The 18,656-nt window shown below is 68.7% G+C and carries 17 protein-coding genes, 1 pseudogene and 1 riboswitch; of the genes and pseudogenes, 12 read left to right on the top strand and 6 right to left on the bottom strand.

Annotated elements, in window-relative coordinates; translation table 11 throughout:
- Nucleotides 1-28 precede the first annotated feature (28 nt).
- Entirely contained in the window at nt 29-1,408 is a 1,380-nt protein-coding gene (locus ACIA75_RS22680) for a cytochrome P450 (RefSeq protein WP_397107092.1), read from the top strand.
- 51 nt (nt 1,409-1,459) lie between these two features.
- Here the strand turns inward: ACIA75_RS22680 and ACIA75_RS22675 are convergent, their stop codons facing one another.
- Both ACIA75_RS22675 and ACIA75_RS22670 read right to left on the bottom strand, forming a co-directional pair.
- Nucleotides 1,460-2,242, bottom strand: a complete 783-nt coding sequence (locus ACIA75_RS22675) for a tyrosine-protein phosphatase (protein ID WP_397107090.1) — start codon at nt 2,240-2,242, stop codon at nt 1,460-1,462.
- Between the two features lie 181 nt (nt 2,243-2,423).
- The gene (locus tag ACIA75_RS22670; protein ID WP_397107088.1) at nt 2,424-3,215 is read right to left on the bottom strand and encodes an IclR family transcriptional regulator; all 792 of its coding nucleotides are present in this window, start codon (nt 3,213-3,215) and stop codon (nt 2,424-2,426) included.
- 185 nt (nt 3,216-3,400) lie between these two features.
- On the opposite strand from ACIA75_RS22670, the gene ACIA75_RS22665 reads away from it, so the two are divergent.
- The 9 genes from ACIA75_RS22665 (at nt 3,401) to ACIA75_RS22625 (ending at nt 12,525) form a co-directional block, all read left to right on the top strand.
- Nucleotides 3,401-4,168 carry a CoA transferase subunit A gene (locus tag ACIA75_RS22665; protein WP_397107085.1) on the top strand — a complete coding sequence of 256 codons (768 nt, stop codon included), beginning with the start codon at nt 3,401-3,403 and terminating at the stop codon, nt 4,166-4,168.
- Nucleotides 4,165-4,839, top strand: a complete 675-nt coding sequence (locus ACIA75_RS22660) for a 3-oxoacid CoA-transferase subunit B (protein ID WP_397107083.1) — start codon at nt 4,165-4,167, stop codon at nt 4,837-4,839. The genes ACIA75_RS22665 and ACIA75_RS22660 overlap by 4 nt, the downstream gene beginning before the upstream one ends.
- A 136-nt stretch (nt 4,840-4,975) precedes the next feature.
- The gene (locus ACIA75_RS22655) at nt 4,976-5,398 is read left to right on the top strand and encodes a Fur family transcriptional regulator (RefSeq protein ID WP_397107994.1); all 423 of its coding nucleotides are present in this window, start codon (nt 4,976-4,978) and stop codon (nt 5,396-5,398) included.
- A 31-nt stretch (nt 5,399-5,429) separates the two neighbouring features.
- On the top strand, nt 5,430-7,655 hold the full coding sequence (gene katG, locus ACIA75_RS22650) for a catalase/peroxidase HPI (RefSeq protein ID WP_397107081.1): 2,226 nt from the start codon (nt 5,430-5,432) through the stop codon (nt 7,653-7,655).
- Between the two features lie 261 nt (nt 7,656-7,916).
- On the top strand, nt 7,917-8,783 hold the full coding sequence (locus ACIA75_RS22645; protein WP_397107079.1) for a universal stress protein: 867 nt from the start codon (nt 7,917-7,919) through the stop codon (nt 8,781-8,783).
- Nucleotides 8,784-8,907: 124 nt separating this feature from the next.
- Nucleotides 8,908-9,957, top strand: coding sequence for an ABC transporter ATP-binding protein (locus ACIA75_RS22640; protein ID WP_397107077.1), 1,050 nt, complete (start codon nt 8,908-8,910; stop codon nt 9,955-9,957).
- Nucleotides 9,954-10,769 carry an ABC transporter permease gene (locus ACIA75_RS22635; RefSeq protein WP_397107075.1) on the top strand — a complete coding sequence of 272 codons (816 nt, stop codon included), beginning with the start codon at nt 9,954-9,956 and terminating at the stop codon, nt 10,767-10,769. Before ACIA75_RS22640 ends, ACIA75_RS22635 begins: the two co-directional genes overlap by 4 nt.
- Nucleotides 10,709-11,908: a sensor histidine kinase gene (locus ACIA75_RS22630; protein WP_397107073.1), complete on the top strand. Its 1,200-nt coding sequence runs from the start codon at nt 10,709-10,711 to the stop codon at nt 11,906-11,908. Before ACIA75_RS22635 ends, ACIA75_RS22630 begins: the two co-directional genes overlap by 61 nt.
- Entirely contained in the window at nt 11,905-12,525 is a 621-nt protein-coding gene (locus ACIA75_RS22625; protein WP_397107071.1) for a DNA-binding response regulator, read from the top strand. The genes ACIA75_RS22630 and ACIA75_RS22625 overlap by 4 nt, the downstream gene beginning before the upstream one ends.
- 90 nt (nt 12,526-12,615) lie before the next feature.
- On the opposite strand, the gene ACIA75_RS22620 is transcribed toward ACIA75_RS22625, so the two are convergent.
- The 4 genes and pseudogenes from ACIA75_RS22620 to ACIA75_RS22605 all read right to left on the bottom strand — a co-directional run bounded on the left by ACIA75_RS22620 (nt 12,616) and on the right by ACIA75_RS22605 (nt 16,837).
- Nucleotides 12,616-13,581, bottom strand: coding sequence for an ADP-ribosylglycohydrolase family protein (locus ACIA75_RS22620; protein ID WP_397107069.1), 966 nt, complete (start codon nt 13,579-13,581; stop codon nt 12,616-12,618).
- A gap of 293 nt (nt 13,582-13,874) precedes the next feature.
- Nucleotides 13,875-14,582, bottom strand: a complete 708-nt coding sequence (locus tag ACIA75_RS22615; RefSeq protein WP_397107067.1) for an SDR family oxidoreductase — start codon at nt 14,580-14,582, stop codon at nt 13,875-13,877.
- A gap of 314 nt (nt 14,583-14,896) precedes the next feature.
- Nucleotides 14,897-15,712, bottom strand: a pseudogene (locus ACIA75_RS22610) (aminotransferase class V-fold PLP-dependent enzyme); the annotation flags it as partial.
- Nucleotides 15,713-15,758: 46 nt separating this feature from the next.
- A riboswitch (SAM riboswitch) is annotated at nt 15,759-15,872 on the bottom strand.
- Between the two features lie 404 nt (nt 15,873-16,276).
- Nucleotides 16,277-16,837: a TetR/AcrR family transcriptional regulator gene (locus ACIA75_RS22605; protein ID WP_397107065.1), complete on the bottom strand. Its 561-nt coding sequence runs from the start codon at nt 16,835-16,837 to the stop codon at nt 16,277-16,279.
- A 107-nt stretch (nt 16,838-16,944) separates the two neighbouring features.
- Here ACIA75_RS22605 and ACIA75_RS22600 point away from each other — a divergent pair, with 107 nt between their 5' ends.
- Together ACIA75_RS22600 and ACIA75_RS22595 are read left to right on the top strand one after the other, a co-directional pair.
- Nucleotides 16,945-18,330 carry an oxygenase MpaB family protein gene (locus ACIA75_RS22600; protein WP_397107063.1) on the top strand — a complete coding sequence of 462 codons (1,386 nt, stop codon included), beginning with the start codon at nt 16,945-16,947 and terminating at the stop codon, nt 18,328-18,330.
- Nucleotides 18,327-18,623, top strand: a complete 297-nt coding sequence (locus ACIA75_RS22595; RefSeq protein ID WP_397107061.1) for a 2Fe-2S iron-sulfur cluster-binding protein — start codon at nt 18,327-18,329, stop codon at nt 18,621-18,623. The genes ACIA75_RS22600 and ACIA75_RS22595 overlap by 4 nt, the downstream gene beginning before the upstream one ends.
- Nucleotides 18,624-18,656: the final 33 nt, after the last annotated feature.

Here is an 18,656-nt window from a genome sequence, read left to right as displayed (position 1 = left end):
ACACAAGCCACACGACATGAGGTGAGCCATGACGGCCGAAGCCCTGGGACCACGCGAGACAGCGGTGCACGAGGAGGCCGTCACACCGCGGCCCATCCCGGTTCAGCACCGCGACGACCGGGGCCTGCCCGTGATCGGCCAGGTCTTCGAGTACGCGAAGGATCCCGTCGCGCTGTGCCGGGGCCGCTGGGAGCGCTACGGCTCGGTGGCGCCGTTCCGCGCGCTCGGGAAGAACGCGGTGATGCTGCTGGGGCCCGATGCCTGCGGCGAGGCATTCCAGAACAAGGACAAGGCGCTGGCCAACGGTCCGGCCTGGTCCGAGCTGGTCGGCCCGTTCTTCAATCGCGGCCTCATGCTCATCGACTTCGAAGAGCACCACGGGCACCGGCGGATCATGCAGCAGGCCTTCACCCGCCCGCGGCTCGAGGCCTACACCCGCCGCCTGCATCCCGCCATCGAGCAGGGTGTGGCCGGCTGGGAGCCGGGCAAGGAGTTCCCGTCGTACTGGAAACTCAAGCAGCTCACCCTCGATATCGCCGCGGACCTGTTCATGGGCGGCGCGCAGGACACCAGCCAGGCCGAGATGGACCGGATCAACAAGGCGTTCATCGCCTGCGTTCAGGCCGCCGCCGGGATCGTGCGCGCGAACATTCCGTTCACCCGGTGGGGCCGCGCCTATCGCGGCCGCAAGGTGCTCGAGGATTTCCTGCGCCACTATCTGCCCGCCAAACGCGCCGAGCAGACCGACGATATCTTCTCGGTGCTCTGCCATGTCGAGACCGAGGACGGCGAACGGTTCTCCGACGACGACGTGGTGAACCATATGATCTTCCTGATGATGGCGGCGCACGACACCTCTACCATCACCACCTCGACCATCCTGCGCTATCTCGGCCAGAACCCGGAGTGGCAGCAGCGCTGCCGGGACGAGGCGCTCGCACTCGGTCCCGAACCGTCGATGGCGGAGCTGGACGGGCTGGTCTCCCTCGACCTGGTGATGCGCGAAGCGCTCCGGTTGCAGGCCCCGGTTCCGGTGCTGGTGCGTTATGCGGTGAAGGACACCGTGATCCAAGGCGTGCACATCCCCGCCGGCACCGACCTGATCGTGGGCGTGCAGTTCACCCACCTGATGGAGGACTACTGGACGGACCCGCTGTCCTTCGACCCCGCCCGCTTCGGCCCCGACCGCCGCGAGGACAAATCGCACCGGTTCGCCTGGGAGCCGTTCGGCGGCGGTGTGCACAAATGCATCGGCCTGTACTTCGGCGGCCTCGAGGTGAAGGCGATCATGCACCGGCTGCTGCGCGACTACCACTGGACCCTCGACCCGGCCTATGTGCCGCCGATGGACTACCACTCGCTGCCGTTCCCCAAGGACGGCCTGCCGATCACCCTGCTCCAGAACTGAGCCTAGCGTCGCGGGCCCGGCCGGAACCTGCCTGCACCGGCCGGCCCGCAGTCACTCGGTACCCGGGGTCTCCAGCAGATTCGCGGCCAGCTGCCGCCGTGTCGTGGCGTCCAGCCCGGCCGCGGTCGCCCACTCGGTGATGCCGCCGAATTCGGTGTCCATATGCTCGAGGAAACGGTGCATCGTCGCGGCTTCGGCGGCGAACACCCAGGCGGGTAGCCCGGTCACATCCACGCCCCGGTCGCGGACCGACCGGGTCCGCCCGGCCCGGTCGCGCAGGCGGTCGGCGTTGACAGCGGAGGCGGCATAGTCGGCGACGATCTCGTCGGCGCGGACACCGAGGACGCCGAGCAGGAGCGCGATCACCACACCCGTCCGGTCCTTACCCGCGGCGCAGTGCACCAGGGCCGGTAGGTCTTCGGGCTCGGCGAGCAGGCCGAGAACCTCGACGATCGCGGCGGAACTGTGCTCGAGATAGCCGAGATAGTGCGCGAACATGGTGTCCTCGGCGGTGACCTGGGCCAGGTCGAGCCGGAGTCTGCTGCCGCCGGTGACATGCACGTGCCGGTAGGCACGGACGGTATCCGGCAGGACACCACGACCGTCGACCCGGATCTCGTCGGCAGCGCGCAGATCGACGACCGTGGCGAGACCGCAGCGGTCGAGCAGGAACGAGATATCGTCGTCACGGAGCTCGTGCAGGCTGTCGGAGCGGATCACCCGCAGTCGCCGCACCGTGCGTCCGTCGTCGGTACGCAGCCCGCCGAGGTCGCGGGCATTCACCGCGCCGTGCAACGGGAGCGATCGGATGCAGGGTGTGTCACTCGCGGTCATGCGAATTCTCCAGAGTTTCTACCGGGGATCTTTTGTACCGAATCTATCCGCCGCTGAATTGTTGTGGTCCGAATCAGTGCCGGGGCCGGTCCGACAAGTGCGGGCCGCAGCGAGCTCCGGCAGTGCCGCGATGTGGTGATCCGGCCGGTGGCGTATCGACGGAGGACCCTCGAGCCGTGGTTCAGGGGAGGAAACGGTCCGGCGTCCGCTGATGGCGGGTGCGGAGACGGCGGGTGAGCCGGTGGGCCGCGTGCAGCAGCAGGGTGCCGAGTTCCGGGCGCCGCTCGGCGGAGAACCTGGTTTCGACGCCGGTGAGGCTGAGTGCCCAGGCGGGGGAATCACGGTGATCGAAGACAGCGGCACCCATGCCCCAACTGCCCTCGACGAGCAGGCCCGGGTTGGTGGCATAGCCGTCGGTGCGGGTGCGGGTGATGCGTTCGCGCAGCGCCTCGGTGGCGTGTGCGGTGCCGTGGGTGGCGGTGAGCTCGGCACGGTTCAGGTAGTCGCCGATATCGCGGTCGGGGAGATGGGCCAGGATTACCAGACCGGCGGAGGCGACGCCGAGAGGGAAACGGATACCGGGATGCAGCACGTGGGAGCGGAGCGGGAAACTGCCCTCCTCGGCCGCGAGGCAGACGGTCTCGTCGCCGCGCCGGGCCGAGAGGAACGCGCTCTCGCCGGTATCGCGGGCGAGGTCACGGAGGATGTCGTGCGCACTGGTGGTGATGTCGTAGCGGTCGGCGGCGAGCGCGCCGAGGAGGTAGATCTCCGGTCCCAGGCTCCAGCGTCCGGTCGCGTTGTCGCGATCGACGAATCCCTCCCGGGCCAGCGCGGTGAGCATGCGGTGCGCGGTGGGGCGGGCCACCTGTGCCTCGCGCGCGAGGTCCGTGGTGGACGCGCCGTGCGGTTCGTGATCGCCGATCGCGCGGAGCAGAGCGGTGGCGCGTCCGATGACGTGCGGCCTGTCGTCCATCCGCCGATCGTACGTCCACTCAGTGGACGCCGTGTGTCCACCCGGTTCGCTCAGCGATCAATTCCGGCCGCGGGCGCCGGATGAGTTGCCAGTTCATAGCCCAGTTTGTTTGTGTCATCGGCAGCGGAGATGCGTTCACTGATCGAGCGGATGGATGGTCGCTCGGGGCTGCGGGAAGGTTGGACATGGGCACGAAGATTGCCGGGACGGCGGCGGAAGCCGTTGTCGATATCGGAAACGGCGCCACGATCGCCGTCGGTGGATTCGGGTTGTGCGGCATTCCCGATGCGTTGATCTCGGCGCTGGCGGGGACGGGTGCCCGCGATCTCGAGGTCTTCTCGAACAACTGCGGTGTCGACGACCACGGCTTGGGAATCCTGTTGAGTCTCGGTCGTATCCGCCGGGTCACCGCGTCGTACGTGGGGGAGAACAAGGAGTTCGCCCGGCAGTACCTGGCCGGTGAGCTCGAAGTGGAACTGGCGCCGCAGGGCACGCTCGCCGAGCGGTTGCGGGCCGGGGGAGCCGGGATTCCGGCGTTCTTCACCCCCGCGGGTGTGGGAAGCCCGATCGCCGACGGCGGGCTGCCGTGGCGGTACCACCCGGACGGTTCGGTGGCGATCGCGTCGCCACCCAAGGAGACTCGGGACTTCGGCGGTAAGCGCTACGTCCTGGAGACCGGTATCACCGCGGATTTCGCACTGGTGCACGCGGCGCTGGGCGATACCGACGGCAACCTGGTCTTCGAGAAAGCGGCGATGAATTTCAACCCGCTGGCGGCGATGGCCGGCCGGGTGACGATCGCGCAGGTCGAGCGACTGGTCGAACCGGGCGTGATCGACCCGGCACAGGTACATCTGCCGGGAATCTTCGTCCAGCGGATCGTCGAGACCGGACCGCAGCAGACACGGATCGAGAAGCGCACCACGCGCGAGACGGCAGGAGCGAGCGCATGACCGGTATCGACGCCCGGATCGGCTGGACCCGTCACGATATGGCCCGCCGCGCCGCCGCCGAACTCCGCGACGGTGACTATGTGAACCTCGGAATCGGCCTGCCCACCCTGATTCCCGGATATCTGGATCCGTCGGTGCGGGTGACCCTGCATTCGGAGAACGGGATCCTGGGCACCGGACCGTACCCGGCCGAGGACGCCGTGGACGCGAATCTGATCAACGCGGGCAAAGAGACCGTCACCGTCGAGCCGGGCGCCGCGTTCTTCGATTCGGCGTTGTCGTTCGGCATGATCCGAGGTGGGCATATCGGGACCGCGGTGCTCGGGGGTATGCAGGTCTCGCGCACCGGCGACCTCGCGAACTGGATGGTGCCCGGCAAGATGGTCAAGGGGATGGGCGGCGCGATGGACCTGGTGCACGGCGCGGAACGGGTCATCGTGGTCATGGAGCACACCGACCGCCAGGGCGGCCCCAAGATCGTCGAGGATTGTACGCTGCCGCTGACCGGGCAGGCGGTCGTCCACCGCGTGATCACCGATCTCGCGGTGATCGATATCGTCGGTGACGGAACCCTGGTGTTGCGCGAGACGGCACCGAAAGTGAACGTCGACGAGGTGCGGGCCGCTACCGGTGCGGAGTTGACGGTGGGCGGCGACCTGATCACCCACTGAGCCCGGCCCCGAGGCTACAACCTCGGGGTTTTCCCTGCCGCCGGGCGGGTGGGCCGGGGAATTCGAGCGGGTGTCGCCGGTCATATCCTTGACCCATTCCAGAAAACGGACGAGACTTCCGAGTGTGCATACGGCCATGGAATTCCAGCAGCTGCTGCGGGGAGTTTCGCTGCGCGTGACCGCTCCGCGGGTCGCGGTGCTGAGCGCGGTGCACGACAACCCGCACGCCGACACGGATACGATCATCCGCGTCGTGCGGTCCCGCCTGGCGGCAGTGTCCCACCAGGCGGTGTACGACTCGTTGCGCACCCTCACCGGCGCCGGACTGCTCCGCTGTATCCAGCCGTCCGGTTCGGTGGCGCGTTACGAGACGCGCGTTGGCGACAACCACCACCACGTCGTGTGCCGGGCGTGTGGGTCGATCGCCGATGTCGATTGCGCGGCCGGTGAATCCCCGTGCCTGACCGCCTCGCACGATCACGGCTTCACCATCGACGAAGCCGAGGTCATCTATTGGGGCCTGTGCCCCGACTGCGCGATATCGCAGCATTTTCGGTAGCAGCCCGCACCACTCGTCAGGAAGGAATATCGTGACCTCCGATAGCCGTCCACCTGAGACCGGGACTTCGAGCGTGAGCGAAAGCGAGAACCCGGCGATCCCGTCCCCGACACCCCAGACCGATCGGCGTCCGCACACCAACAGGGATTGGTGGCCGGACCAGATCGATGTATCGGTCCTGCACGCCCACTCGTCCAAGGCCAACCCGCTGGGTGCGGACTTCGACTACGCGAAGGAATTCGCGAAACTCGACGTCGAGGCTCTGAAAGCCGATGTCGCGGCGGTCCTGACCGATTCGCAGGACTGGTGGCCCGCCGACTACGGGAACTACGGCGGCCTGTTCATCCGGATGAGCTGGCATGCGGCGGGCACCTACCGCATCGCCGACGGCCGCGGCGGCGGTGGTCAGGGCGCACAGCGTTTCGCGCCACTCAACAGCTGGCCGGACAATGCCAGCCTGGACAAGGCCCGCCGACTGCTGTGGCCGGTCAAACAGAAGTACGGCAACTCGATCTCGTGGGCCGACCTGCTGGTGTTCGCGGGGAACGTGGCCCTGGACTCGATGGGTTTCCAGACCTTCGGTTTCGGGTTCGGCCGTCCCGATATCTGGGAGCCGGAGGAGATCTTCTGGGGGCCGGAGGACACCTGGCTGGGCGACGAACGCTACAGCGGTGACCGGGAGTTGGCGAACCCGCTCGCCAACGTCCAGATGGGCCTGATCTATGTGAATCCGGAGGGGCCCAACGGGCAGCCCGATCCGGTGGCGGCAGCCCGCGATATCCGCGAGACGTTCGCCCGGATGGCGATGAACGATGTGGAGACCGCGGCGCTGATCGTCGGCGGGCACAGTTTCGGCAAGACCCACGGTGCCGGTGATCCCGGACTGGTCGGCCCCGAACCGGAGGCCGCCCCGATCGAGCAGCAGGGGCTGGGCTGGAAGAGCTCGCACGGAACAGGGGTGGGCAAGGACGCCATCACCGGCGGTCCGGAGGTTGTCTGGACTTCCACCCCCACGCAGTGGAGCAACGGTTTCCTGCAGAACCTGTACGGCTACGAATGGGAGCTCACCAAGAGCCCGGCGGGTGCCTGGCAGTGGAAGGCGAAAGACGGTGCGGGTGAGGGCACCATCCCGGACCCGTTCGACGGTCCGGCGCGTGCGCCCAGCATGCTGACCACCGACCTGGCCCTGCGGGAGGACCCGATCTACCGCGAGATCACCAGCCGCTGGCTGGAGCATCCCGAGGAGCTCGCCGAGGAGTTCGCCAAGGCCTGGTACAAGCTGCTGCACCGCGATATGGGTCCGGTCAGCCGCTATCTCGGGCCCTGGGTTCCCGAGCCGCAGCTGTGGCAGGACCCGGTGCCCGCCGTCGATCACCCGCTCATCGACGCGGGGGATATCGCGGCCCTGAAGAGCAAGATCCTCGAATCCGGGCTGTCGATTCCGCAACTGGTGAAGACGGCCTGGGCTTCGGCGGCGAGCTTCCGCAGCACCGATAAGCGCGGCGGCGCCAACGGGGCCCGGATCCGGCTCGAGCCCCAGCGGAGCTGGGAGGTCAACGAACCGGCCGAGCTTGCGACGGTGCTGTCCGTGCTCGAACAGATCCAGCAGGACTTCAACGGCTCGGCCGCCGGCGGCAAGAAGGTCTCGCTGGCCGACGTGATCGTCCTGGCCGGGTCGGCGGCGGTCGAGAAGGCGGCGAAGGAGGCCGGCCACGACATCACCGTGCCGTTTTCACCCGGGCGGACCGATGCGACGCAGGAGACCACCGATGTGGAGTCGTTCGCGGTGCTCGAACCGCGGGCCGACGGATTCCGCAACTACGTGCGGACCGGGGAGAAAGCTCCGCTCGAGCGCCTGCTGGTCGACCGCGCCTACATGCTCGATCTGACGGCACCGGAACTGACCGTCCTACTCGGCGGCCTGCGCGTACTCGGCGCCAACTACGGCGGCTCCGCGCACGGTGTCTTCACCGACCGGCCGGGTGTGCTGACCAACGATTTCTTCGTCAACCTGCTCGACCAGGGCACCGAGTGGAAGGCCTCGGAATCGGCGGAGAACATGTACGAGGGTGTCGACCGCCGCTCCGGTGCACCCAGATGGACCGCCACCGCCAATGATCTGATCTTCGGATCGCATTCGGCGCTGCGTGCGGTGGCCGAGGTGTACGCGCAGCGGGACGCCGGGACCAAGTTCGTGAAGGACTTCGTCGCCGCGTGGGTCAAGGTAGCGAATAACGATCGGTTCGACCTCACCTGATCCTGATTTACGACTACCGGGCTGGTCCTTGGGCGGGCCGGTCCGGTAGTCGCCTTACTGTCCAGGAGACCTGCGGACCGGCCGCTGCGGCCACTGGTGTGCGCTGTCTGCCGGTCGAACTCCGGCGGTGCGGCTGTGAGACACGGGGCGGGCGCCTGCCTGCCGGGGCACCGCTTCCGCCATATTCTCGATAGGGGACCAGAGGGTCATAAGCCGGCGAATTCCGCGGCACCGAGCTCGGTGAGGTGAGAGGCACCCGATATGGCCGTACATTCCGAAGCGCCGATCGTTGTGGGTATCGACGGTTCGCCGACATCCCTGGACGCGCTGCGCTGGGCGGCCCGCCGCGCCGCCCTGCATCGCTGCCCGTTGGAACTGGTGCACGCTATCGGCGCCCCGGTCACCTTCGGGCCCGAGGTCAGCGTGATCGGCTTGGACAATCAGGCGTTGCGCGCCGACGGCGAGGCAATGCTCACTTCTGCCGAGCACACCGCCCGGGAGACCGCGGCCGATATCGAGATCGTCACCACCGTCGCCGATCTCGGGCCCGCCACCGTGCTCCTGGACCGCTCGCCCGAGGCGCGGATGATCGTGGTGGGCACCCGCGGACTCGGCACCCTCGGCCGCCTCCTGCTCGGCTCGGTGAGCACCTCACTGGCCCGCCACGCCCGCTGCCCGGTCGCGGTGATCCCCGACGCCGAGGACCCGTCCCGCGACCTGTCGCGGCTACCCGTGGTCGTCGGCGTGGACGGGTCACCGCGCAGCCAGGAAGCCGTCGATATCGCCTTCGAGGAAGCCGCCCGTGGCAACGTGGGCTTGATCGCGGTGACCACCTGGTCGGAGTTCTTCCGCTACACCTCCCGCGAAGAGATGCAGGAACAGGCCCGCGCGCTCCAGGCCGAGAGCCTGGCCGGCCGGGCCGAGCGCTACCCCGAGGTATCGGTCACCCATACCGTTGCCGAGGACCGGCCCGCGCGCCGGCTACTGGCCGAGGCCGAGAACGCTCAGCTGATCGTCCTCGGCAGCCACGGCCGGGGCGGGTTCGCGGGGATGACCCTCGGCTCGGTCGGCCAGGCGGTCCTGCACAGCACCCGAGTCCCACTGATCATCGCCCGCGCCCGCGACTGACGTTCACGCCTGCCGCGGGGCGTCCGATGATGACAATTGTCATGACCCACCCGTGCGCAACTCATCGAGAATCGATGACTGGGCGTACTACCGGCCACTCGCTGATCCGGCGAGGGTATAAGCCATGGACAGGACGAAACGTGGCCGGCCGGACCCGCAGGGTCCGCGGCCGCAGACAGACCCCGCGACCACCGGCGATCGGGCCGCTGGTTCGCCGCTCGCGAGACGGCCGCTGAACGAGGTGATCACCGCCCGCGGCCTGCGCCGGACATACGGTCACGGCAAGAATGCGTTCGAGGCGGTCAGAGGTGTGGACCTCGAGGTCGCGGAGGGGGAGGTCTTCGCCCTGCTGGGCACCAACGGCGCCGGTAAGACCTCCACCCTCGACTTGCTGGAGGGCCTCGCCGCCCCCTCGGCCGGGACCGTCGAGGTTTTCGGGCTCGACCCGCGCCGGGACCGGGACCAGGTCCGCGCGCAGATGGGCATCATGCTGCAGTCCGGCGGTCTGCCGGCCGAACTGACCGTCCGCGAAACGCTCGAGATGTGGCGCGGGACGTGCACCGCCCCCACCACCGCCGATACCGTCCTCGGCCAGGTCGGCTTGGCCGATCGCGCCGATGTCCGGGTCGGTTCCCTGTCGGGTGGTGAGCAGCGCCGTGTCGATATGGCCTGCGCCCTGCTGGGGCAGCCCAGGCTGCTGTTTCTCGACGAGCCGACCACCGGGCTCGACCCCGAGAGCCGCCGGGGGACCTGGCGGTTGCTCGCCGATCTCAAAGCGTCCGGGGTGACGATGGTCCTCACCACGCACTACCTGGACGAGGCCGAAGCGCTGGCCGACCGGATCGCGATCATGCACCGGGGCGAGGTCGCGCGCGCCGGTACCTTGCGCGAGATCGTCGACGGACATCCCGCGCGGATCGTCTTCGATCACCCCGGACTGCCGCTGCCGCAGTTGCGGGCGGCGCGGGTCGATGCGCAGGCGCGGGTCACCGTCAGCACCCACGACCTCCAGGGGCATCTGTCCGAACTGCTGGGCTGGGCACGGGATCACGGACTGCGCTTGAACGGGCTCGATGCCCGCGCGGCCTCCCTCGAATCCGTTTTCCTCGGTATCGCAGGTGAATCCGCCGAGACACCGGCGGCCACACCGGAATTGATCGGAGCATCTCGATGACCACCCTCGTCACACCGCCCACGAGCTTTCGCCGGCGCCCGCTCGCCGCGCTGTCGAAGGCCGAGTACCTGCAGTTCCGGCGCAACAAGACACTCGTCTACATGGCGACGGTCTTCCCGATCGGGCTACCGCTGGCCCTGTTCTTCATCGCCGGCAAGGGCGAGACACCCACGGCGGCGATGGCGGCGACGGCGGTCGAGATGCTCGCTCTGCTGGCCCTGCTGTTCGTGCAGTACTACTCGGTGCTGTCGATGGTCACGACCCGCCGCGGCGAGGGCGTGCTGAAACGGCTGCGGACGGGGGAGGCCGCCGACTGGCAGATCCAGACCGCACCGGCAGTGCCCGGCGCGGTGGTGACGCTCTTCTGCAGCGTCGTCGTTGCCGCCGTGGTCTACGGTGCGGGCGCCCCCGCACCGGTCAACCCCCTGGCGATCGTGCTCGCCCTCGTCGGCGGGACCGTCCTGTTCTCGCTGCTCGCCCTGGCGACCAGTGCGGTGACGAAGAACGCCGAGGCCGCACAGATCACCTCGCTACCGGTGATGACGATCGCGATGCTCGGTCTGGTATCGATCCGGGACATCCTGCCCGACCGGCTGGCCGGCGTCGTCGATTGGACACCGTTCGCGGCTGTTTCCGATCTCGTTTTCCTAGGAGCCTCCGGGACACCGGTCACGGGCACCGCCACCGCCCCGGCGCTGGACTTCGCGGGGACCTTCGCCGAACTCGGCCGCCCGTTTGCGACACTGGCGATATGGACCGTCCTGGCGCTCGTGCTCACCCGCAGGAGCTTCCGCTGGGACGACCGGGGGTGACCCGCTGGACCGCCTGGTGGCACGAGCTGCCGGGCCCGGTCAAATTCCGGCTCTACACGCGGTTGACCCTGGAGGGGTCGCTGGCCGCGATGGTCGTCGCCGCGGCGATCACCTTCGGCGCGCTGTGGCCGGTGGCAGGTCTTGCGGTGGCCGGTATCGCGGCGATCCTCGCGATCGAATCGCGCCCCGAATTCGCCACCTCCACGGGGTGGGCGACGAGCCGGTGGGTGCGCACCGCCGCTACTGCCACTCTGGCGGCACTGTGGCTGGCCTATGCCGTCGTCGCACGGCTGGCGGGCGCGGAAAAGACCGTCGACAGTGCCCGTGCGGTCGGCATCATCGTGGTGCTGCTGGCCGTATTCGCCGTCGTCTCGTTCAGCCGGCGCAAATGGTGGATTCTGCTGGGTCTCGGCCTCGCGACAGGTCTGGCCTACGGCTCGGCACCGGAAAACGTGCTGATACTGGCCGCGGTGACTTGCTTCGTCGGGAGTTTCGCCATTGTCACGACACTGGTCACCGTGTGGGGCCTGCGGATCATCGACGAGCTGGAGCGAACGAAGGCGGTCGAGGCCGAACTGCAGGTCGCCCAGGAACGCCTGCGGTTCGCGCGCGATCTGCACGATGTGGTCGGCCGTGGATTTTCCGCGATCGCGGTGAAAAGTGAACTGGCGGTGGCGCTGTCGCGGGCCGGGGACACCGGCCGCGCCGCAGTCGAAATGGACGAAGTCAGGACATTGGCCGTCGAATCGATGGGGCAGATGCGCACCTTGGTCCGCGGCTATCGGGATATCGATCTGCTGGGCGAGGTGGCCGGGGCACGGTCGCTGCTGGCGGCGGTGGGCTGCCGCCTCGTCGTCGAGGGCGATCCGGCCACGGTGCCCGCCCGATTCCACGAGGTCGCCGCGTGGGTGGTCCGGGAGGGCACCACGAATATCGTCGAACACTCCGCGGCGACCGCGGCGACGCTCACGCTCGGCACCGCGGGAATGTCGCTGCGCAACAACCTGCCGCACGGCACGGTCGGTGAACGATCGGGATTGCGGGGTGTGGCCGAGCGGCTCGAGGCGGTCGGGGCGAGCCTCGGCATCGATGCCTCACCCGACGAGTTCGGACTCGAAATCCAGTGGGAGAAAAGATGATCCCGATTTTCCTGGCCGACGACGAAACACTGATCCGGGCCGCTCTGGCGACAATGCTCGACCTGGAGGCCGATATCGAGGTGGTCGGCCACGTCGGGTCCGGTGCGGATCTCGTCGCCGCGTGGCGGCGCCGCAGCGAGAGCGGGGCGCCCGTCGCGGTAGCGGTGATCGACCTGCAGATGCCCGGAATCGACGGTATCGCCACCGCCGCGGAAATACAGCAGATCACACCGGGCGCGGCCACGGTGATCGTCACGAGCCACGGCCGGCCGGGCTATCTCAAACGAGCGCTTGCCACGGGTGTGCGGGGATTCCTGCCGAAGACGAGCTCCGCGGCGACCCTGGCCGAGGTCATCCGGACCGTGCACGCCGGTGGCCGATACGTCGACCCGGAACTGGCCGCGGAAGCCATCAGCGCCGGTGACACCGTCCTCACGGCCCGCGAGGCCGATGTGCTCGAGTACGCGATCGACGGCGCGTCGGTCGAGGAGATCGCCCGGCGCGCACACCTGTCGCCGGGCACCACGCGCAACTACCTGTCCGCGGCCATGGCCAAGCTCGGGGTGTCCAACCGCTACGAAGCCGCACTGAAAGCCCGTGAGAAGGGCTGGATCTGACCGGTTCGCCGGACGAGGCGGAGCGGCCGGGCAGATGCTCGAGGCTACTGATCGCCGACCGCGATGCACGGCAGAACCAGTCGGCGGTCGTTACGAGGTACTGGACATCCACTGCCGGAGACGAGCGAAGCCGGACTTCTTGTGCGGTGCCGATCGGAGGGCGGAATCGAACCAGCCGGGCAACGGCTCGCGCGCGGCGAGCCAGGCCTGTGGCACCCCGGTGGAACCGCCCTTACCGGTGCACGCCGCGACGATTCCGCCGACGATAGCGCTGGTGGTGTCGATATCGCCGTCGGCCGCGATACAGGTGGTGATCGCGGCCGGGTAGTCGGTCAGATGTGTTGCCGCTGCCCATATTGTGAAGGGCACCGTGTTCTGCGCGGTCACCCGGGATCCGTTGCCCAGCTCGGCCGCGGCCTGCTCGACGGGAGCGCCGAGCAGGGTGCGGGCGTGGTGGATCAGCCGGGTCGTTTCGCCGTCCTCGAGGCGGCGGGCGACGGCGGTGACGAATTCCTCCGGCGTGGGCCGTGTTCCGGTCAGGCGGGCCTGTGCGGCCTGCCCGGCCGCGAGCGCCACCGCGACCGCGCCGCTGACCCCCTTGGGATGCAGATGGGTGACCTCCGCCGACAAGGCCGCCTGCGCGGCGATCCGGTCCGGGTCGCCGGCGAAGTAGGCGCCCAGCGGGGCGACCCGCATGGCGGCCCCGTTACCGCAGGAGCCCTGGTGGTCGTAGGCGGATCCGGCGGCGTCCCGCCAGTGCACACCCTCCTGGATCCGGCGGAGGGTGCCGACCGAGATGAAGCCGTAGTCACGGCGCGGATCGAACCGGCGCGCGAACGCCGCGGCCAGCCGATCCTGATCGATCGCACCGCGGCCGCCGAGTTCGGCGACGACGGTGCAGGCCATTTCGGTATCGTCGGTCCAGCCCCACGGTCCGACAGTGAGTTTTCCGGCCCGGAGATCCGGTATCGAGCGGCGCATCACGGGAAATTCGGCCCCCAGCGCATCCCCCACAGACAGCCCATCGAGTGAATCGAGCATCAGTTCGATATGCATCGCGCTTGATTGTACCTGTGCCGGGGAGCTGCTCTCCGCCGAGTCGGTGCCTGACCTTTCCGGACGGACCGGGGCTGACTCAGGTTGTCGCGAGACGCGTTTCGCCAGTCGCAGCGGCAGTTCCCCTACTGTCCGCGCTGTGTCACATGCGGCCGGTTGCCGGTGCCCGGTACGTGGCCCGCTGTGCGCGGGGACGGGGTCTGGACACGGTCCTGACAGCCGCGGTCACCGAAATGACCACCCGCGCCGACCTCGGCCACCGAAGCGCAGGTTCGGTGGCCCGGGCCGGATCTTCACGGAATCGGTGCGGCGAGGTATCGGGTGGCCGGTTGTCCGGGGCGGACCACGAGTTCGGTGCCCGGTTCACCGTTGCGCAGCAACTGTTCGACGGCGCCCGCCACCTCATCGGCTTGCAGCATCGGGATGCCCGCTGCGCGGAACCGCTCGCGCCCACCTGCGGTGAGCGGCGTGTCCACCAGGCCGGGGCATACCGCGCTCAAGCGGATACCTTCTTCTGCGAGCCGGCCGTGCAGGGCACGGACCAGCCCGATGACGGCGTGTTTGGTCATCGTGTAGATCGGGTCTTGCGGTACCCCCGCGATTCCCGCGTGCGACGCGGTGATCACGATGGAACCGCCGCCCTGCCGCCGCATGACGGGAAGGGCGGCCCGCAGACCCCAGACGACGGCATGCTGGTTGACACCGACGACCGCGTGGTAGCGATCGAGATCGAGATCCGCGGGATCCTTGTCCACGGAGTTGATTCCGGCGTTGAGGACGAGCAGGTCTACCCGCTCGCCGGCCGCGGCGACGGCGACCCGGGACAGGGCCGGATCGGCCAGATCCCCGACGACCGCGTCGCCACCCAATTCCGCGGCGACCTGTTCGACCAGCGGGTTGCGGTCCACCAGCACACAACGCACGCCCTGTGCCGCCAATCGGCGGGCCGTATGCTCCCCGATCCCACCCGCGGCTCCGGTGATCACTGCGGTTTCCGTCATCATCTGCTCCTCGACCCGACTGCCCATCGCCTGATGAGAATATGCTTCGCAAAAGGCAGAATGCAATTCTTCTCGTTGGCCGGCGAGGGATCCGCGCTCCTCGTGCCGCGGAAATCTGTGCCGGCGGGGATTGCGCTCACTGCCCTGCGGGCCCGTCGGCGCGATCGGGACGGATGAGATCACGACGGATGTGGCTGGACCTCAACCCTGCGCAACGCCGGTGGATGCACTCACACCGTGCACGGTGCGTTACCCGCGGCGTGACCGGGCGCCAGGCCCGGCCGGGTCTCCGGTACCGGATCCCAGCGCCCGGCGGTGCCGGCATACTCCCAGCGCGGCCCCCGGTCGACCAGTGCGGCAACGGCTTCGAGGAGCCGATCGATGTCCTCCTGGGTAGCGCCCAGGCCGATGCTGGTATCGAGCCAGTCCCGGCGGCCGGCCAGCACCCCGGCGCCGAACGGGGCATACAGCTTGTGCCCGGACAGCACCAGGTAGTCGATACCGGTGGCGCACAGGTCGATTCGCCGGTGCGGGGCGAGCTGCGCCGCGTCCACCAGGATCCGGGCACCGCACTGGTGCGCGAGCGCGGCCAGACGGTCCAGTGGCAGCAGTTCACCGGTCACGTTGGAGGCGCCGGTCACCGCCAGCAGGGCGGCAGGTTTCGCGCACAGTTCGGCCGCCAGCCGGCGCAAGGTTTCCGCGACGGTATCGGCGGCGCGCACCACCCGGCGACCACGGCGCTCCCAGGGCAGCAGGTTCGCGTGGTGTTCGATATCGAGCACCACCGTATCGCCGGGAACGCAGCCGGCGAGCAGGTTGATGGCATCGGTGGTGTTGCGGGTGAAGACCACTACCTGATCGTCGGCACAGTGCAGGAACCGGCCCACCGTCTCCCGCGCGGCCTCGTAGCACTGCGTGGACACCCGCGAGGCGTACCCGGCGCCCCGATGGACGCTGGCGTAATAGGGCAGAAGTTCGGCGATCCGGTCGGTGACCTGTGCCAGCGCGGGCGCGCTGGCGGCGTAGTCGAAATTGGCGTAGGTCCGGGTTCCGCCCTGTACCAGGGGAACTCGCAGATCGGCTCCGGAGACACAGGCGAGGGCACCGGTCCGGTCGAGTACAGCGGTCATCACGCAATCCCATCGATTCGGGGACTCCGGTGGATCGAGGGAACGGAGTCCGCGCTTGCCACGCTCGATCGAGCGGCGGCCAGGTCGTCACCCGGGGCACCCCACCGCGGAGGAGGGTTGCCGGCCAGCAAGCCGGGGCTCGATGCTGGCACTCATGACCTGAACCGAGAGTTTCAGACGTCCGCGAGTTTGTCAACCCACACCGATATGCCGGCCGAACCCAGGGGCGGCCTGCCGCGCGATGACCGTTCGGCTCACGTGCCGAGGATGCTGTCGCGGGCAGCAACCGGGACCGCTTCTGTGGCGCGCTTGTTCATGTGCTCGGCCGTCGCGCAGTCGGGGCCGAGCACTGCGGCGGCGACGGACGCGAGCGCCCGTTCCGGGCTGGGATGCCGTGGTTCGATGTGTCGCCGTCCGGGCGAAGATTGCGAGCGATAATTCGGATTCAGATCCTCCGATGTTTCATGTCGCCGAGCGGTCCGTGGCCGCTGCGGTTGTTGCCGGTCCGGCGGCGGGCCCCGGTGCTCGCGTACTGCTCGGCTTCCGCCGTCCCGGTCTGTGCTTTTACGGCCGGCGGAAGTAGTTGTGGATCATGCGGGTGATATTGGCGAGGAAGGCGTCGCGGGGAATATCGGGCTGGTCCAGGATGTAGCGAACGGTCAGATGTTCCACCGTCCGCACGAGCATCCAGGCGGCCGTCGGGATATCCGAATCGTCGTGGGGCCGGTATCCGCGCAGGGTGAGCGCGGCGCGGGTGAGATCGGCGATCTGATCCTCGAAGTGGACGACCGTATGCCCGACGCTGAGCCGGGGAGTCTGCTCGACCACCGCACGCAGCAGTTCCGGCTGGTTGCCCAGGGCATCCAGCAGAGCGGAGATCGATCGCTGCAGAGCGACTTCCGGTGGCTCCGTCATATTCGCCAGGACCTGCGCGCGGACCCGCTCGGAGACCTCTTCGTTGTAGCGGTCGATGGCCGCCCCGATCACGGCGTCCTTGTTGGGGAAGTACTGGTAGAGCGAACCCGGGCTGATGCCGGCGGCGCGAGCTATCCGGTTCGTCGAGGCGCCCTCGTATCCGTGCGCGATGAGGACCGCCTGACCGGCGTCGATGATGCGCCGGACCATCTCTCGCGAGCGTTGCTGACGCGGTGTCCGGCGGAGTGTGGCGCGGGGCGTGGCGGGCATCAGAATGCGAATTGAACGCGAGCAATTATTCGTGTCAGCATTCGCCCATGCTGCCACAGGAGCCGATGACAGGCCCGCCGAACCGGGAACCCGAAACCGTCGACGAAGGGAAAAAGCACCGGTTCGACTACTACTTCCGCACCGGTATGCCGCTGCGGCCCCCGCCGCCCCGGGTGGCGCCGTCCGGGCTGTGGTTCGAAACCCGGAAACGAATGCTCGCGCCCTGGATCGACGTCCAGCGGGTACCGGCCGACACCCCGCAGGCCCGGATCATGGCCGACCATCTCTGGCAGGGCGACGAACTGATGGACGGTGTGGTCGCCGCCTTAGCCCGCGAAGGTACAGCGGCTGGGCGAGGGATGCTCGACCGGGCACTCGCGCGCGGAATCGAGACGGTGGACGATCCGCCGGCGGAACTCGTCGCGCTGTTCGAGCACCTCGACAATCCGCCGGAGTGGTTCGACCCGCGGCGCTGGGAGCGGGGCCGGCGGCTGTGGCTCAATGCCTCGATGTCCGGAAAGACGGCCATGCTGATCCAGGACTTCATGGGCACCTTCGTGGGTGCGGAAGTCGCCTCGGCCACCGGGGCGACGGGGCGGTATGTCCACGATCCCTACCGGCGGAACCTGGAGACCGCGAACTGGTTCCGCAGTATGACGGTGGCGGGGGCACTGGACCGATGGTCGCCGACCTTCCAGGACACGGTGCGCGTGCGGCTCATGCACGCGCAGGTGCGGTCGGGACTGAAGAAGGCCTGGGGCCCGGAGCATTTCGCTCGGCACGGCAATCCGATCTCCAATGCCACCATGATGGGTGCCGCGGTGACCTTCGGGCTGACACCGCTGTGCTTCGACCATGTCCACGGGCGCCGCATCGACACCGAGCGGCTGGACGATGTCATGCACTACTGGGCCGGGATCGCGCATGTGTTCGGCGTGGCCGGGGAACTGATCCCGGCGACGGCCCTCGACGGGATGAAAATGGTCGACTATATGGTCGCCAACGCCGGTACGGCACCGGAGTGGACGGCGAAGATGGCGGGCGCGGCGACCTCCGGTTTTGCCGGGAACGGGCCGGTGGCACGGGCCAAGATCGCCGCGACAGGACCGGTGGCGGGCATGATGGCCTACTACAGCAGCGACCTTCTTGTCCGGGAACTCCTGGCGGCCACCCCGCTGCGCGATGTGCCGTTGCAGCCGTGGAAATCGGCCACGGCGCTGGTGTCCGTCGCGGAGGTCCGGGCGCGAGCACTGGGTGATCGGCTGCCGGGCGCCCGGGCCCGGCTGGATCGCAAGGCCCGCCGGGACGATCCGATGTGGCGATGGCAGTCACGCATCGCGAAAGCGGCTGCCCGGCGCGCCGGAATCCGCGATACGCCCTACGACCACCACGACGGGTCGGCCGGCGGGCAGCTGTCCCGTCGCCGGCGGTGAGGTACAGGCGCAACCGGCGGCGCCCCGAACCGGCGCGGGTGCTGGTCGTCGAATTGCGCCGGTCCGGTGTCGAATTCGTCGTCCCGCCGGCACTGACCGTGCTCGAAGCCCTGGAGCGCCGCGGTCTCGCGGTACCGTCGATGTGCCGGGCGGGACTGTGCGGTGCCTGCGAACACCAGCCGCTCGCGATCGAACGGGCGCCGGACGGCCGCGACAACCCGCCCGCAACGGATCCGATACGCCTGTGTGTGACCACCGTGGGCACGATCACCCGTCTCGTCCTCGACCTGTAGCGAGTCTGCCGGTACCGGATCCGGCCGAGCCGG

It is taken from the genome of Nocardia sp. NPDC051750, from assembly GCF_044453135.1.
GTDB lineage: Bacteria > Actinomycetota > Actinomycetes > Mycobacteriales > Mycobacteriaceae > Nocardia.
Note: the sequence above shows the minus strand (reverse complement) of the source record. Positions and strands in the feature narration are given on the sequence as shown.

What these genes read in the sequence shown, in the direction of transcription:
- ACIA75_RS22605 (WP_397107065.1), bottom strand. Translation starts at nt 16,837, where the DNA reads ATGGTCCGGCGCATCATCGACGCCGGTCAGGCGGTCCTCATCGCGCAC.
- ACIA75_RS22635 (WP_397107075.1), top strand. Translation starts at nt 9,954, where the DNA reads ATGACCACCCTCGTCACACCGCCCACGAGCTTTCGCCGGCGCCCGCTC.
- ACIA75_RS22675 (WP_397107090.1), bottom strand. Translation starts at nt 2,242, where the DNA reads ATGACCGCGAGTGACACACCCTGCATCCGATCGCTCCCGTTGCACGGC.
- ACIA75_RS22615 (WP_397107067.1), bottom strand. Translation starts at nt 14,582, where the DNA reads ATGACGGAAACCGCAGTGATCACCGGAGCCGCGGGTGGGATCGGGGAG.
- ACIA75_RS22655 (WP_397107994.1), top strand. Translation starts at nt 4,976, where the DNA reads ATGGAATTCCAGCAGCTGCTGCGGGGAGTTTCGCTGCGCGTGACCGCT.
- ACIA75_RS22625 (WP_397107071.1), top strand. Translation starts at nt 11,905, where the DNA reads ATGATCCCGATTTTCCTGGCCGACGACGAAACACTGATCCGGGCCGCT.
- ACIA75_RS22665 (WP_397107085.1), top strand. Translation starts at nt 3,401, where the DNA reads ATGGGCACGAAGATTGCCGGGACGGCGGCGGAAGCCGTTGTCGATATC.
- ACIA75_RS22640 (WP_397107077.1), top strand. Translation starts at nt 8,908, where the DNA reads ATGGACAGGACGAAACGTGGCCGGCCGGACCCGCAGGGTCCGCGGCCG.
- ACIA75_RS22660 (WP_397107083.1), top strand. Translation starts at nt 4,165, where the DNA reads ATGACCGGTATCGACGCCCGGATCGGCTGGACCCGTCACGATATGGCC.
- ACIA75_RS22680 (WP_397107092.1), top strand. Translation starts at nt 29, where the DNA reads ATGACGGCCGAAGCCCTGGGACCACGCGAGACAGCGGTGCACGAGGAG.
- ACIA75_RS22620 (WP_397107069.1), bottom strand. Translation starts at nt 13,581, where the DNA reads ATGCATATCGAACTGATGCTCGATTCACTCGATGGGCTGTCTGTGGGG.
- ACIA75_RS22645 (WP_397107079.1), top strand. Translation starts at nt 7,917, where the DNA reads ATGGCCGTACATTCCGAAGCGCCGATCGTTGTGGGTATCGACGGTTCG.
- ACIA75_RS22600 (WP_397107063.1), top strand. Translation starts at nt 16,945, where the DNA reads ATGCTGCCACAGGAGCCGATGACAGGCCCGCCGAACCGGGAACCCGAA.
- ACIA75_RS22630 (WP_397107073.1), top strand. Translation starts at nt 10,709, where the DNA reads ATGGACCGTCCTGGCGCTCGTGCTCACCCGCAGGAGCTTCCGCTGGGA.
- ACIA75_RS22670 (WP_397107088.1), bottom strand. Translation starts at nt 3,215, where the DNA reads ATGGACGACAGGCCGCACGTCATCGGACGCGCCACCGCTCTGCTCCGC.